11 protein-coding genes are annotated in these 15,816 nt (G+C 39.7%); 8 read left to right on the top strand and 3 right to left on the bottom strand.

Annotated features, from left to right (window positions below; translation table 11 throughout):
* Window positions 1-33 precede the first annotated feature (33 nt).
* The 7 genes from DPV97_RS08175 to rpoC all read left to right on the top strand — a co-directional run bounded on the left by DPV97_RS08175 (window position 34) and on the right by rpoC (window position 12,021).
* On the top strand, window positions 34-657 hold the full coding sequence (locus tag DPV97_RS08175; protein WP_070712573.1) for a YagU family protein: 624 nt from the start codon (window positions 34-36) through the stop codon (window positions 655-657).
* 200 nt (window positions 658-857) lie between these two features.
* Entirely contained in the window at window positions 858-1,604 is a 747-nt protein-coding gene (locus tag DPV97_RS08170) for an MlaA family lipoprotein (protein ID WP_070712572.1), read from the top strand.
* A gap of 67 nt (window positions 1,605-1,671) precedes the next feature.
* The gene (locus DPV97_RS08165; protein WP_070712570.1) at window positions 1,672-2,091 is read left to right on the top strand and encodes a RidA family protein; all 420 of its coding nucleotides are present in this window, start codon (window positions 1,672-1,674) and stop codon (window positions 2,089-2,091) included.
* 312 nt (window positions 2,092-2,403) lie between these two features.
* The gene (gene rplJ / locus DPV97_RS08160; RefSeq protein ID WP_007242295.1) at window positions 2,404-2,895 is read left to right on the top strand and encodes a 50S ribosomal protein L10; all 492 of its coding nucleotides are present in this window, start codon (window positions 2,404-2,406) and stop codon (window positions 2,893-2,895) included.
* Window positions 2,896-2,949: 54 nt separating this feature from the next.
* On the top strand, window positions 2,950-3,321 hold the full coding sequence (rplL, locus tag DPV97_RS08155) for a 50S ribosomal protein L7/L12 (protein ID WP_005697375.1): 372 nt from the start codon (window positions 2,950-2,952) through the stop codon (window positions 3,319-3,321).
* Between the two features lie 297 nt (window positions 3,322-3,618).
* Window positions 3,619-7,647 carry a DNA-directed RNA polymerase subunit beta gene (gene rpoB / locus DPV97_RS08150; RefSeq protein WP_070712569.1) on the top strand — a complete coding sequence of 1,343 codons (4,029 nt, stop codon included), beginning with the start codon at window positions 3,619-3,621 and terminating at the stop codon, window positions 7,645-7,647.
* A gap of 123 nt (window positions 7,648-7,770) precedes the next feature.
* Window positions 7,771-12,021, top strand: a complete 4,251-nt coding sequence (gene rpoC, locus DPV97_RS08145) for a DNA-directed RNA polymerase subunit beta' (protein WP_070712567.1) — start codon at window positions 7,771-7,773, stop codon at window positions 12,019-12,021.
* A 186-nt stretch (window positions 12,022-12,207) separates the two neighbouring features.
* On the opposite strand, the gene DPV97_RS08140 is transcribed toward rpoC, so the two are convergent.
* Genes DPV97_RS08140 through metN form a run of 3 tightly spaced genes read right to left on the bottom strand, consistent with a single transcriptional unit; the run spans window position 12,208 to window position 14,797 of the window.
* On the bottom strand, window positions 12,208-13,038 hold the full coding sequence (locus DPV97_RS08140; RefSeq protein ID WP_005694684.1) for a MetQ/NlpA family lipoprotein: 831 nt from the start codon (window positions 13,036-13,038) through the stop codon (window positions 12,208-12,210).
* A gap of 39 nt (window positions 13,039-13,077) precedes the next feature.
* Window positions 13,078-13,770 (bottom strand): methionine ABC transporter permease, encoded by a 693-nt coding sequence (locus DPV97_RS08135; protein WP_005694683.1) that lies wholly within the window; start codon window positions 13,768-13,770, stop codon window positions 13,078-13,080.
* A complete protein-coding gene (metN, locus tag DPV97_RS08130; protein ID WP_070712565.1) occupies window positions 13,760-14,797 on the bottom strand; it encodes a methionine ABC transporter ATP-binding protein MetN in 1,038 nt (345 codons plus the stop codon). The genes DPV97_RS08135 and metN overlap by 11 nt, the downstream gene beginning before the upstream one ends.
* Window positions 14,798-14,971: 174 nt before the next feature.
* Between metN and gmhB the strand changes: the two genes are divergently transcribed.
* Window positions 14,972-15,526 (top strand): D-glycero-beta-D-manno-heptose 1,7-bisphosphate 7-phosphatase, encoded by a 555-nt coding sequence (gene gmhB / locus DPV97_RS08125; protein WP_070712564.1) that lies wholly within the window; start codon window positions 14,972-14,974, stop codon window positions 15,524-15,526.
* Window positions 15,527-15,816 lie beyond the last annotated feature (290 nt).

The following is a 15,816-nucleotide window of genomic DNA, read 5'->3' as shown; positions in this document are numbered from 1 at the left end:
GCGGTCATTTTTTTCTTTTTTCGGAGCAAATATATGTCAGGTATTTTTGAACAAACTCCTGCTAATCGTCGTCGTTATGGCGTAGCGATTTTTGTTGGTATTATTGCAGGTTTGATTTCTGCATTCGTAAAATGGGGTGCAGAGCATCCATTTCCTCCGCGTAGTCCAATTGATTTCTTCGCGGCAGCATGTAAAGTAGACATTACAGGCTTAAGCCAAGATCAAATTCTTCAAGTCTGTTCACGTGCATTCTTAAACCCACCACACGTATTCTTACGTGATTATTTAGGTATTGATCCAACTCAAGCCGCATTCACTTTTGCAGATCATGGTTTTGACTGGATTGGTGTGACTCACATTACTTTCTCATTAGTATTTGCTATTGCTTACTGCTTAGTGGCAGAACGTTTCCCTAAAATCAAATTCTGGCAAGGTATTGGTGCAGGTTTAATTGCAGATGTCTGTGTTCACTACATCACTTTCCCAGCATTAGGTTTAACACCACCTGTTGCAGAATGGCCATTGTATGAACATATTTCTGAATTAGTGGGACACATTTTCTGGTTTTGGACAATTGAGATTATTCGTCGTGATTTACGTAACCGTATTACTCGCGAGCCAGATGCAGAAATTCCATTAAAAAATGCAACTGAATAATTAATCTATATTGCAAAGAATGCCACCGAAAGGTGGCATTTTTGTTTATGCTGGGAACAAAAGTCATTTTGGGAAAACTAAAAAGCACTGTTATTAAAAATAGCGAACAGAAAAAGTCATCTAAGGGTTTCAATAAACTTTTTGTAGTTATCTCTCAAGTTGGTTACAATAAAGACAATTTTTTGTGATAGGAAAGTGGAATGAAAAAAACACCTTTACTTGCGGTCGGCTTAATGGCAACAGCTGTATTAACAGGTTGTGCAACAAAAGCAGATGGTGAACGCAATGATAAATTAGAAAGTTTTAACCGTACGATGTTTGATTTTAACTATAAAGTCATGGATCGCTATGTGTTGGAACCAGCAGCAAAAGGCTGGCGTGATTACGTGCCGACACCGGTCACAAAAGGTCTATCCAATGTGGCAAATAACTTGGATGAGCCGGTGAGCTTTGTTAACCGTTTATTAGAAGGTGAGCCGAAAAAAGCCTTTGTTCACTTCAACCGCTTTTGGATTAACTCAACCTTTGGTATTGGTGGCTTATTTGACTTTGCAAGTGCAAGTAAAGAATTACAGGTTTATGATCAACGTAGCTTTGGTGAAACATTGGGCACCTATGGTGTAGATGCAGGCACTTATATTGTATTGCCAATTTATAATGCAACAACACCTCGTCAATTAACCGGTGCAGTAGTTGATGCAGCTTATACCTATCCTTTCTGGAATTGGGTAGGCGGTCCGTGGTCACTTGTAAAATATGGAGTGCAAGCGATAGATAAACGCTCTAAGACATTGGATCAAACAGAGTTGCTAAATCAAGCACAAGATCCTTATGTTACTTTCCGCGAAGCTTATTATCAGAATTTAGAATTTAAAGTAAATGATGGTAAAGTGAAAGAAAGTTCACAGAAAGAACTGTCTGATGATGTATTAAAAGAAATAGATTAATTTGGTAAAAAGTGCGGTCGTTTTTACCGCGTTTTTTAAGGTAACGAAAAAGAAAGGGAGAACAATCATGTCTAATTATGGAATTAGTATTAAAACTACCGTCAATCCTATTCATACTAAAAAAGCCCCAGCAGCAATTGGTCCTTATGTTCAAGCGGTAGATTTAGGTAATTTAGTTTTAACATCGGGGCAAATCCCTGTCAATCCAGCAACGGGTGACGTACCAAAAGATATTGTGGCTCAGGCGCGTCAATCGTTAGAAAATGTGAAAGCGATTATTGAACAAGCGGGTTTGACCGTGGGCGATATTGTGAAAACCACTGTGTTTGTGAAAGATCTGAATGATTTTGCCGCAGTAAATGCAGAGTATGAGAAATTCTTTAAAGAAAATAATCACCCGAATTTCCCAGCTCGTTCTTGCGTAGAAGTTGCTCGCTTACCAAAAGATGTGGGCTTAGAAATCGAAGCTATTGCTGTAAGAAAATGATAGGAAAGTGCGGTTAAAATCTGCAGATTTTTTCTACAATATGCTTTACAAGAGCGAGATTAATCACTATAATCTCGCACCTAAATTACGCTTAGCGTAAAATTTCTGGTTGGTGCTTGACCTATTCAAGCCCCGTCCAAGACCGTAGGGAATGGTTAGCAATAATCGTCTTAATAATCCTACGTAGATGGTGAACAGAATAAGAATATTTCTTGCTTCTGGGCACCGAAGTCGTCCTAGTCTGAAAGATAACTCTTTCGATGAGGTAAATTAATTCCGAGAAATCGGAGTGTATTCAGGAGCTAAAAGCCAATGGCATTAAATCTTCAAGACAAACAAGCAATTGTTGCTGAAGTAAATGAAGCAGCCAAAGGTGCACTTTCAGCAGTAATCGCGGACTCTCGCGGTGTAACTGTTGATAAAATGACTGAATTACGTAAAGCAGCTCGTGAAGCTGGCGTTACAATGCGTGTAGTTCGTAATACTTTATTACGTCGCGCAGTTGAAGGCACAGATTACGAATGCTTAAAAGATACGTTTGTAGGTCCAACACTTATCGCATTCTCTAACGAACACCCAGGTGCAGCAGCACGTTTGTTTAAAGATTTTGCTAAAGCAAACGATAAGTTTGAAATTAAAGGTGCAGCCTTTGAAGGTAAGATCCAAGATGTTGAATTCTTAGCAACATTACCAACTTACGAAGAAGCAATTGCACGTTTAATGGGCACAATGAAAGAAGCTGCGGCAGGCAAACTTGTTCGCACTTTTGCGGCATTACGCGACAAATTACAAGAAGCAGCTTAATCATTAAGCGTTTCTTACTTCATTTAACTTTATTAATTTTAGGAATTGATTGTTATGTCATTAACTAACGAACAAATCATTGAAGCGATCGCTTCTAAATCTGTAACTGAAATCGTTGAATTAATCGCAGCGATGGAAGAAAAATTCGGCGTTTCTGCAGCAGCAGTAGCAGCAGCTCCAGCGGCTGGCGGCGCAGCAGCAGCGGCAGAAGAAAAAACTGAATTCGACGTAGTTCTTGCTGAAGCTGGTGCCAACAAAGTAGCAGTTATCAAAGCAGTACGTGGTGCAACTGGTTTAGGCTTAAAAGAAGCTAAAGACTTAGTTGAATCTGCTCCAGCTAACTTAAAAGAAGGCGTTTCTAAAGAAGAAGCTGAAGCACTTAAGAAAGAATTAGAAGAAGCTGGTGCAAAAGTAGAAATCAAATAATTTTTGATTCTCTTATGTCCTGTTTCTCAGGCTTAATGGCTGGTGGTTTACCATCAGCCATTTTGTGCTATCAAAAACAGCACAAAAAACAGATAGGCATTTTCCGTTTAATGGTATCTGTTTCCACTTAAATTAATCAGACGTTTTAATTTAAGTAGCCCACTACAGAAGTAAGGTTCAGAGTGCGGTATCCGAAACGGCGTCAATCTTCGATATAAATAAAAAACGTCAATCAATTTGACCGCACTTTTTTTATATCAACTCGGTCTCACTAAAATTTACAGAGGAAAACCAATAATGGGTTACTCCTATACTGAGAAAAAACGAATTCGTAAAGACTTCGGCAAACGTCCGCAAGTTTTAAATGTACCTTATTTATTAACTATCCAATTAGATTCTTTTGATAAATTCATTCAAAAAGATCCTGAAGGTCAACAAGGCTTAGAAGCTGCATTCCGTTCTGTTTTCCCAATCGTAAGCAATAACGGTTATACAGAATTACAATATGTTGATTACCGTTTAGAAGAGCCTGAATTTGATGTACGTGAATGCCAAATTCGTGGTTCAACTTATGCGGCAGGTTTACGCGTAAAATTACGCTTAGTTAGCTACGATAAAGAATCTTCATCACGCGCAGTCAAAGACATTAAAGAAAGCGAAGTATATATGGGTGAAATCCCATTAATGACTGACAACGGTACTTTTGTTATCAATGGTACTGAGCGTGTTATCGTTTCACAATTACACCGTAGCCCGGGTGTATTCTTTGATTCAGACAAAGGTAAAACACACTCTTCAGGTAAAGTGCTTTATAACGCACGTATCATCCCTTACCGTGGTTCTTGGTTAGATTTCGAATTTGATCCAAAAGATAACTTATATGCGCGTATTGACCGTCGTCGTAAATTACCGGCAACCATTATTTTACGTGCGTTAGGTTACACAGTTGAAGAAATCTTAAACTTATTCTTCGACAAAGTAACTTTCGAAATCGCTGGCAATAAATTATTAATGACATTGGTGCCAGAACGTCTACGTGGTGAAACGGCGACATTTGATATTGAAGCAAATGGCAAAGTCTATGTAGAACGCGGGCGTCGTATCACTGCTCGTCACATCAAAGCATTAGAAAAAGATAATGTGACACAAGTTGAAGTGCCAACTGAATATATCGCAGGTAAAGTTGCAGCGAAAGATTATGTAGATCTTGAATCAGGTGAAATCATTTGCCCAGCAAATGGCGAGATTTCTTTAGAAGTGTTAGCGAAATTATCGCAAGCAGGCTATAAAGTGATCGAAACATTATTCACTAATGACTTAGATTACGGTCCATATATTTCTGAAACATTACGTGTTGATCCAACTTACGATCGTGTAAGTGCGTTATATGAAATCTATCGTATGATGCGCCCTGGTGAACCACCTACACCAGAATCATCAGAAGCATTGTTCCATAACTTATTCTTCTCTGCAGAACGTTATGATTTATCTGCAGTAGGTCGTATGAAGTTTAATCGCTCATTAGGTATTCCTGAAGGCGAGGGTACGGGTATTTTAAGTAACGACGATATCATTCGAGTGATGAAAAAACTCATCGATATCCGTAATGGTCGTGGTGAAGTGGATGATATCGACCACTTAGGTAACCGTCGTATTCGTTCTGTGGGTGAAATGGCAGAAAACCAATTCCGTATTGGTCTAGTTCGTGTAGAAAGAGCAGTTAAAGAGCGTTTATCTTTAGGTGATTTAGATGCGATCACACCACAAGACTTAATTAATCCAAAACCAATTTCTGCGGCAGTGAAAGAATTCTTTGGTTCTTCACAACTTTCGCAATTCATGGACCAAAACAACCCATTATCAGAAGTAACACACAAACGTCGTATTTCTGCATTAGGTCCAGGCGGTTTAACACGTGAGCGTGCTGGCTTTGAGGTGCGTGACGTACATAACACTCACTATGGTCGTTTATGTCCAATCGAAACCCCTGAAGGTCCAAACATCGGTTTGATCAACTCACTTTCTGCGTTTGCTCGTACTAACGATTATGGTTTCTTAGAAACGCCATATCGTAAAGTGGTTGATGGTCAAGTCACCGAAGAAATCGAATATTTATCTGCAATTGATGAAGCAAACTACATCATTGCACAGGCGAACTCAAACCTTGATGAGAACAATCGCTTTACAGATGCATTCGTTACAGCACGTGGTGAACGTGGTGAATCAGGTCTTTATAAACCAGAAGAAATTCACTATATGGACGTTTCAACCCAACAAGTTGTATCTGTGGCAGCAGCGTTAATTCCATTCTTAGAGCATGACGATGCGAACCGTGCCTTAATGGGTGCGAACATGCAACGTCAGGCAGTTCCTACTTTACGTGCTGATAAGCCGTTAGTGGGTACAGGTATGGAAAAACCAATCGCTCTCGACTCTGGTGTGGCGGTTGTCGCGAAACGTGGTGGTACCGTTCAATACGTTGATGCGTCTCGTATCGTTATCAAAGTAAATGAAGACGAAACTGTAGCAGGCGAAGCGGGTATTGATATTTATAACTTAATTAAATACACCCGTTCTAACCAAAATACCTGTATCAACCAAATTCCTTGTGTGAATTTAGGCGATCCAATTAACCGTGGTGAAGTATTAGCTGATGGTCCTTCAACAGATTTAGGTGAATTAGCATTAGGTCAAAATATCCGTGTGGCGTTCATGCCTTGGAACGGTTATAACTTCGAAGACTCAATGTTAGTTTCTGAGCGTGTTGTACAACAAGACCGCTTCACGACAATCCATATTCAAGAATTATCTTGTGTGGCGCGTGATACTAAATTAGGTTCTGAAGAAATCACTGCAGATATTCCAAACGTTGGTGAATCTGCATTAAGCAAATTGGATGAATCAGGTATCGTTTATGTGGGTGCTGAAGTGAAAGGTGGTGACATCTTAGTCGGTAAAGTAACCCCTAAAGGCGAAACGCAATTAACACCAGAAGAAAAATTGTTACGTGCAATCTTCGGTGAAAAAGCATCTGATGTGAAAGACTCTTCATTACGTGTACCAAACAGCGTAAGTGGTACTGTAATTGACGTTCAAGTCTTCACCCGTGATGGCGTAGAAAAAGACAAACGTGCATTAGAAATTGAAGAAATGCAGTTAAAACAAGCTAAGAAAGACCTTTCTGATGAATTAGAAATCTTAGAAGCAGGCTTGTTTGCTCGTGTACGTAATGTACTTATCGCTGGCGGTATTGATGCGGCTCAATTAGATAAAATGGATCGCACCAAATGGTTAGAACAAACCGTTTCTGATGAAGAAAAACAAAACCAATTAGAACAGCTTGCTGAGCAATATGAAGAATTACGTAAAGAGTTTGAACACAAACTTGAAGTACAACGTAAGAAAATCATTAAAGGCGATGACCTAGCACCAGGCGTGTTAAAAGTGGTTAAAGTTTACCTTGCGGTGAAACGTCACATCCAGCCAGGTGATAAAATGGCGGGTCGTCACGGTAACAAAGGGGTTATCTCAAAAATCAACCCTGTGGAAGATATGCCATACGATGAAAACGGTCAACCGGTTGAAATCGTATTAAACCCACTGGGGGTACCGTCTCGTATGAACATCGGTCAGATCTTAGAAACCCACTTAGGCTTAGCGGCGAAAGGTATCGGTGATCAAATCAATGCGATGATCAAACAAAAACAAGATGTTGAGAAACTTCGTGGTTATATGCAAAAAGCATACGATTTAGGTCATGGCGCACAAAAAGTTGATTTAAGCACCTTTAGCGATGACGAAATTATGCGTTTAGCAGAAAATCTACGTAAAGGTTTACCGGTAGCAACACCAGTATTTGATGGTGCGGATGAGCAAGAAATCAAAGAAATGTTGAAACTTGGTGGCTTACCAACTTCAGGTCAGATCACGTTATATGATGGCCGTACTGGTGAGAAATTCGAACGTCCAGTAACCGTAGGTTATATGTACATGCTCAAATTGAACCACTTAGTTGATGACAAAATGCATGCTCGTTCAACTGGTTCTTATAGTCTTGTTACTCAACAACCACTTGGTGGTAAAGCACAATTCGGTGGTCAACGTTTCGGTGAGATGGAGGTATGGGCACTTGAAGCATATGGTGCAGCTTACACCTTACAAGAAATGTTAACTGTGAAATCCGATGACGTGAATGGCCGTACGAAGATGTATAAAAACATCGTTGGTGGTAACCAACAAATGGATCCGGGTACACCGGAATCTTTCAACGTAATTATGAAAGAAATCCGTTCACTTGGTTTGAATATCGAGCTAGACGAAGAGTAATCGACAAACCGGTCTTCCCCTGTAAGTAGGGGAAGCAAAAGGAAGAAATCGCCGAAGTGCGGTTAAAAAACAAAATATTTTTGACCGCACTTTGAAACCCTTAACTCCGACAGGAGACTATTTGTGAAAGACTTAGTTAAGTTTTTAAAAGCACAATCAAAAACGAGTGAAGATTTTGATGTGATTAAAATTGGGTTAGCTTCTCCAGACATGATCCGTTCTTGGTCATTTGGTGAAGTTAAAAAACCTGAAACAATCAACTATCGTACGTTCAAACCTGAGCGTGATGGTCTTTTCTGTGCACGTATTTTCGGGCCAGTAAAAGATTACGAATGTTTATGCGGTAAATATAAACGCTTAAAACACCGTGGTGTGATTTGTGAAAAATGTGGTGTTGAAGTAACACAAACTAAAGTACGTCGTGAGCGTATGGGCCACATTGAATTGGCTTGTCCAGTTGCGCACATTTGGTTCTTAAAATCACTTCCGTCCCGTATCGGTTTATTACTTGATATGCCGTTACGTGATATTGAGCGTGTGCTTTATTTTGAAATGTACATCGTAACCGAACCGGGTATGACCGATTTGGAACGTGGACAGTTATTAACTGAAGAACAATTCCTTGATGCAGAAGACCGTTGGCAAGATGAATTCGAAGCGAAAATGGGTGCTGAAGCAATTCAAGATTTACTTAAAGGTATTGATCTTGAAGTGGAATGTGAAAAATTACGTGAAGAGTTACAAGAAACTAACTCTGAAACAAAACGTAAGAAAATCACTAAACGCTTAAAATTATTAGAAGCTTTCCAACAGTCTGGTAATAAACCAGAGTGGATGGTTATGACGGTATTACCAGTACTCCCACCGGATTTACGTCCGTTAGTACCATTGGATGGTGGTCGTTTTGCAACGTCTGACTTGAATGATTTATATCGTCGCGTAATCAACCGTAACAACCGTTTAAAACGTTTATTGGATTTAATTGCACCAGATATTATCGTGCGCAACGAAAAACGTATGTTACAAGAGTCTGTTGATGCGTTATTAGATAATGGTCGTCGTGGTCGTGCGATTACGGGTTCTAACCGTCGTCCATTAAAATCACTTGCGGATATGATCAAAGGTAAACAAGGTCGTTTCCGTCAAAACTTATTAGGTAAACGTGTTGACTATTCAGGCCGTTCTGTAATCACTGTAGGTCCATACTTGCACTTACACCAATGTGGTTTACCGAAGAAAATGGCATTGGAATTATTCCGTCCGTTTATCTATGCAAAATTAGAAAGCCGTGGTTATGCAACTACAATTAAAGCGGCTAAGAAAATGGTTGAGCGTGAAGACGCGATTGTTTGGGATATCTTGGCAGAAGTTATTCGTGAGCACCCAATTCTATTGAACCGTGCACCGACACTTCACCGTTTAGGTATCCAAGCGTTTGAGCCACTTCTAATCGAAGGTAAAGCAATCCAGTTACACCCACTCGTTTGTGCGGCGTTCAACGCGGACTTCGATGGTGACCAAATGGCGGTTCACGTACCATTAACACTTGAAGCGCAGTTAGAAGCGCGTGCGCTAATGATGTCAACCAACAACGTACTTTCACCAGCAAACGGTGATCCTATTATCGTTCCATCACAAGACGTGGTGTTGGGTCTTTACTATATGACCCGTGAAAAAGTAAACGGTAAAGGTGAAGGCATGTTATTGCAAGATCCGCGTGAAGCTGAAAAAGCATATCGCACAGGTGAAGCAGAATTACATTCTCGCGTTAAAGTACGTATTACTGAATATGTGAAAAATGAAGCTGGCGAATTCGAAGAGAAAACCACATTAACCGATACCACTATCGGTCGTGCAATCTTATGGATGATCGCGCCAAAAGGTATGCCTTATTCATTGTTTAACCAAACATTAGGTAAAAAAGCAATTTCTAAACTTATCAACGAAGCTTATCGTCGTTTAGGTTTGAAAGAAGCGGTAATGTTTGCTGACCATATTATGTATACCGGTTTTGCTTATGCTGCACGTTCAGGTTCTTCTGTGGGTATCGACGATATGGTTATCCCAGAGAAAAAATACGAAATTATTTCTGCAGCGGAAGAAGAAGTGGCAGAAATTCAAGAGCAGTTCCAATCTGGTCTTGTAACAGCAGGAGAACGTTATAACAAAGTCATCGATATTTGGGCGGCGGCGAATGAGCGCGTAGCGAAAGCGATGATGGAAAACTTATCTCAGGAAGAAGTAATCAACCGTGAAGGTAACCCTGAGAAACAAGCTTCTTTCAACAGTATCTTTATGATGGCTGACTCTGGTGCGCGTGGTTCTGCAGCTCAGATTCGTCAGTTAGCAGGTATGCGTGGTTTGATGGCGCGTCCAGATGGTTCGATCATCGAAACTCCAATTACAGCGAACTTCCGTGAAGGGTTGAACGTACTTCAGTACTTTATTTCAACCCACGGTGCGCGTAAAGGTTTGGCGGATACCGCATTAAAAACAGCAAACTCTGGTTACTTAACCCGTCGTTTAGTTGACGTAGCACAAGACTTAGTGATCGTTGAAGATGACTGTGGTACACACGAAGGCTTAGTCATGACCCCATTAATCGAAGGTGGTGATGAGAAAGTTCCACTTCGCGAATTAGTGTTAGGTCGTGTTGTGGCTGAAGATGTGTATAAACCAGGTACAGAAGAAGTCTTAATTGCACGTAACACTTTATTAGATGAAAAACTTTGTGATGTGTTAGATGCAAACTCAGTAGATAGCGTAAAAGTACGTTCTGTTGTAACTTGTGATACTGACTTCGGTGTATGTGCGAAATGTTACGGTCGTGACTTAGCGCGTGGTCACCTCATCAACCAAGGTGAAGCTGTGGGTGTTATCGCAGCTCAATCTATCGGTGAGCCAGGTACACAGTTAACCATGCGTACGTTCCACATCGGTGGCGCAGCTTCTGCAGCAGCGAAAGAATCTAGCGTACAAATCAAAAACAACGGTACTTTACACCTTGCTAACGCGAAATTCGTTGTTAATGACGAAGGTAAATTAGTTTTAACTTCTCGTAATACCGAATTAACCGTTACAGATGAATTTGGTCGTACGAAAGAACACTATAAAGTGCCTTACGGTACTGTGTTGAATAAAGCAGATGGTCAAGAAGTATCAGCGGGTGAAACAGTGGCAAACTGGGATCCTCATACAATGCCAGTTGTCTCAGAAGTATCTGGTTTTGTGAAATTCGTTGATATCGTGGATGGTTTAACTGTAACCCGTCAAACGGATGAATTAACTGGTCTTTCTTCTATTGTCGTACAAGATGTGGGTGAACGTGCAACAGCAGGTAAAGATTTACGTCCAACCATCAAATTAGTTGATGCAAAAGGTAACGATATCTTCTTACCTGAAACTGATGTTATTGCGCAATACTTCTTACCAGGTAAAGCAATCGTAAGTTTAGATGACGGTGCGGAAGTGAAAGTGGGTGAACCACTTGCACGTATTCCACAAGAATCTGTGGGTACTAAAGATATTACTGGTGGTCTTCCACGCGTTGCTGACTTATTCGAAGCACGTAAACCGAAAGAGCCTGCAATCTTGGCAGAAATTTCAGGTATCGTGTCCTTCGGTAAAGAAACCAAAGGTAAACGTCGCTTGCTAATCACCCCAACTGAAGGTGAAATCTACGAAGAAATGATTCCAAAATGGCGTCAACTCAACGTATTTGAAGGTGAGATGGTAGAACGTGGTGATGTGATTTCTGATGGTGCAGAGACTCCACACGATATCTTACGTTTACGCGGTGTTCGTGCTGTAACTGAATATATCGTGAACGAAGTACAAGAAGTTTACCGCTTACAAGGGGTAAAAATTAACGATAAGCACATCGAAGTTATCGTACGTCAAATGTTACGTAAAGCAGTCATTACGAAAGCTTATGACAGCGAATTCCTCGAAGGGGAACAAGTTGAAGTGGCTCGCGTGAAAATTGTTAACCGTAAACGTGAAGCGGAAGGTAAACCACCAGTTGAATTCGAACGTGAATTACTGGGTATTACCAAAGCGTCATTGGCGACAGAATCCTTCATTTCTGCAGCATCGTTCCAAGAAACCACTCGCGTGCTTACTGAAGCGGCAGTGGCGGGTAAACGTGATGAATTACGAGGCTTGAAAGAGAACGTAATCGTAGGTCGTTTAATCCCAGCTGGTACTGGTTTTGCATATCACCAAGGTCGTCACAAAAAACGTATTGTAGACGATGTTGTGATTAAATTGTCTGAAGACGATGAAGCAGCAATTGCTGATGAATTCGTGATGACAGCAGATGATGCAACAACTAACTTAGCAGAAATGCTTAATATGGCAGATGATGCAGAATAATCGCTAATCGATAAAAAGAAAACCCGAGTTTAGGCTCGGGTTTTTTATTATCTTAATACAAAAAGTGCGGTCAGTTTTTGATGCGTTTTTCGTTTGGAAAAGTATCGTAAAAATGACCGCACTTTCTTTTCATCAATAAAAAAGCCACCTTATCGGTGGCTTTGAAATATTTTGCTTAAGCTAAGATTACCAACCTTTTACAACACCATCTTTAAAGTGTTTTTTCGCTTCTTGGTAAACTTCTTCAGTTTGGTATGCTTTCACGAAATCTTGGATCGCTTTGCTGTCTTTGTTATCAGTACGCGCAACGATGATGTTTACGTATGGAGAATCTTTATCTTCCACGAATACACCGTTATCTTGTGCATTTAAGCCAACTTGACCCGCATAAGTGTTATTTACAACCGCAAGATCCACATCATCTAATGCACGAGCTGCAACAGAGGTATCTACTTCAGAAATTTTTAAGTTTTTCGGATTTTCAACGATATCTGCGACAGTTGAAAGAAGATCGTTAGAATTTTTAAGTTTGATTAAACCTTGTTTTTCAAGAAGGATTAATGCACGACCACGGTTTGATGGGTCATTTGGCACAACAACTTTCGCGCCATCTTTTAATTCATTTACATTTTTGATGGTTTTAGAATAGCCAGCAAGAGGGTAAACAAAGGTGTTACCAACGATCACTAAGTTGTTCAAGTTCTTCGCTTTTACATCTTCATCTAAGTAAGGTTTGTGTTGCATTGCGTTAGCATCTAAATCACCTTTAGATACAGCAGTGTTTGGTAAAGCGTAGTCATTGAATAAAACAAATTCAACATTTAAGTTGTATTTGTCTTTTGCCACTTTTGCAGCGGTTTCGGCTACTTGGTGCTCAGGACCCGCCATTACACCAACTTTGATTGATGTTGGAGCGGGTGCAGTTGATGCAGCATCTGCTTTTTTCTCTTCTTTACAACCTGTTAATACTAATGCTGACGCAATAGCGGTGATAGCAAATAAGTTTTTTAATTTCATGTTTTTTCCTTGTTGTGAATAAAATAGTGTAGAAAATAATTAACGGTGATCCACTCGTTTTGCGAGTGTGTCGCCTAATTTTTGACTGAGCATCACGATAATCACGATAACAATCGTTGCTGCCCAAGTTACTGATGGCATATTACGATAGACGCCATAGTTAATGGCGAGGCTTCCTAAACCGCCACCGCCTTGCGTTCCTGCCATTGCGGTATAGCCAATTAATGTCACGAAAGTGAGTGTAATCGCATTGATAAGCGTTGGTAAAGATTCAGGCAAATAGAATTTACGAATAATTTGCCAATTGGTTGCGCCCATGGCTTTTGCGGTTTCAGTCAAACCGGTTGGAATCTCAAAAAGTGCATTACTCGTAAGACGTGCAAAAAATGGCGTTGCCGCTGCACTTAATGACACAATCGCAGCATTAGAACCAATACTACCGCCAGGGAGTAGCCAGCTCGTTAGCGGAATTAAAGCGAGTAATAAAATAATATAAGGAATTGAACGCCCGATATTAATAATGACGTTTAAAAATGCATTGAGCTTTTTGTTTTCTAAAATCGCCCCTTTATTGGTTAAAAAGGTTAAAAAACCCAGTGGTAAGCCTAATAAAGCCGCAATTAATGTCGATAATACTGACATATAAACCGTTTCAACGGTCGATACGGTTAATAAACTCGCAAAATTATCGGGGAATTGTTGGCTAAATGTTGCCCATAAATCATTGAACATAGCCTAGTACCTCTACTCGAACGTTATTTTCCATTAAATAAACTTTGGCTTGTGTAATCGCATCTTCATCACCTTCAACCTCCGCAATGGTAAAGCCAAATTTTACCCCACCGGCATAATCAATTTGTGAGGTTAAGATACTGAGCTCTACGCCAAATTTTTTCGATGCTTGAGAAAGTAATGGCGCATCGACGGAGCGACCAGTAAATTCAAATTTGATGATCGGATACGATTTGGCATGTTTTGGTGTATCAGATAGATTTTCTAAATATTCTTCCGGCAAGGTAATGTGGAAAGTCGAACTGATAAATTCTTGGGCCAATTCTGTTTTCGGATTAGAGAAAATTTCGCTCACCGTACCTTGTTCAATCAGACGGCCTTTATCAATCACGGCAACTTGATCGCAGATGCGTTTAACTACTTCCATTTCATGGGTAATAAGAAGAATGGTGATACCTAAAGTGCGGTTAATTTCTTTTAATAATTTTAGAATAGATTGAGTTGTAGCAGGATCCAATGCACTAGTTGCTTCATCACAAAGTAAGACTTTGGGATCGCTAGCAAGTGCACGCGCAATCGCTACACGCTGTTTTTGGCCACCAGAGAGATTAGCAGGATACACATTACGTTTATCACTTAATCCTACAAGTGCTAAAAGTGCGGCTGTTTTTTCTTGAATTTCTGTTTTCGATTTATTTTCTAATTCAAGTGGCAACGCTACGTTTTCAAAAACGGTTCGAGAGGTCAACAAATTAAAATGTTGGAAAATCATGCCGATTTGGCGGCGTGTTTTCACTAATTCAGCGTCAGAAAGCTGAGTTAGATCTACATCATCGATGACAACAGCACCATGAGTCGGTCTTTCTAATAGGTTTACACAACGGATAAGTGTACTTTTACCAGCGCCAGAAGCACCAATGACACCACAAATCTGCCCCTTCGGCACATGTAATGAAACATTATCAAGTGCGGTCAGTTTTTTATCTGGAAGTGTAAAAATCTTCGTAATGTTATTTAGCTTAATCATATAAGCCCTTGTTCTCAGTTAATATTTGAATTTCATTTGTATTCTAGACGTCTAGAATGCTGTGTCAATATCTTAGGAGATCTTTTTTAGACGGATCGGTTATGACTTATTATTGCTTATATTAAAGATAAAAGGGATAATTTTGTCCTAAGAAAAAGATAAATGAGAAAATATATGAAGAAAGCTGTTTTTTTAGATCGTGATGGCACTTTAAATATCGACTATGGTTATGTCCATAAAATTGATGATTTCCAATTTATTGAAGGCTGTATTGATGCATTAAAAGAATTGAAGGAAATGGGATACCTTTTAGTTTTAGTGACCAATCAATCGGGTATCGCACGTGGATATTTTTCAGAAGATCAGTTTTTACAACTTACAGAATGGATGGATTGGTCATTAGCTGATCGTGGTGTGGATTTAGATGGTATCTACTATTGCCCTCATCATCCAGAAGGGAAGGGCGAGTATAAAGAAGACTGTGCATGTAGAAAACCAAAATCAGGTATGTTATTAGAGGCGATTAAAGCGCTGAAAATTGATCCGGCACAATCTATTATGGTTGGCGATAAGATTGAAGATCTTAAAGCAGGTATTGGCGCAAAAGTGAAAACAAATATTTTAGTGCGAACAGGCAAAGCTATTACAGAAGAGGGAGAGAACCTAGCCGATTATGTTTTGGATTCTATTGCTGAGTTACCAAGAATAGCAAAACGATTAATTAAGTAACAAAAATGATCTATTTTTTGCGCGAATAGGTGAAAAGATCTTCAATTAATAAAAAATTTACATTTTTTTACAAAAAGCTCTTGCAAAGGCATCTGAAATCCCTATAATGCACTCCACACAACGACGCGCTATTGTGAAGCTTTATAAAACCGGTGCGTCGTTCTTTTTTGCTCTTTAACAATATATCAGACAATCTGTGTGGGCACTTGTTGATTGACTTGTTTTAAAAATATTTTTTAATTTTGAAGTCTTAATAGGTGCTAACTAGAAATTCATAATACTTTTTAAGT

It is taken from the genome of Haemophilus parainfluenzae (genome assembly GCF_003253005.1).
In the GTDB taxonomy this organism is placed as follows: Bacteria; Pseudomonadota; Gammaproteobacteria; order Enterobacterales; family Pasteurellaceae; genus Haemophilus_D; species Haemophilus_D parainfluenzae_M.
The sequence above is the reverse complement of the archived record's forward strand: the minus strand, read 5'-3'. Positions and strand labels throughout refer to the sequence as shown.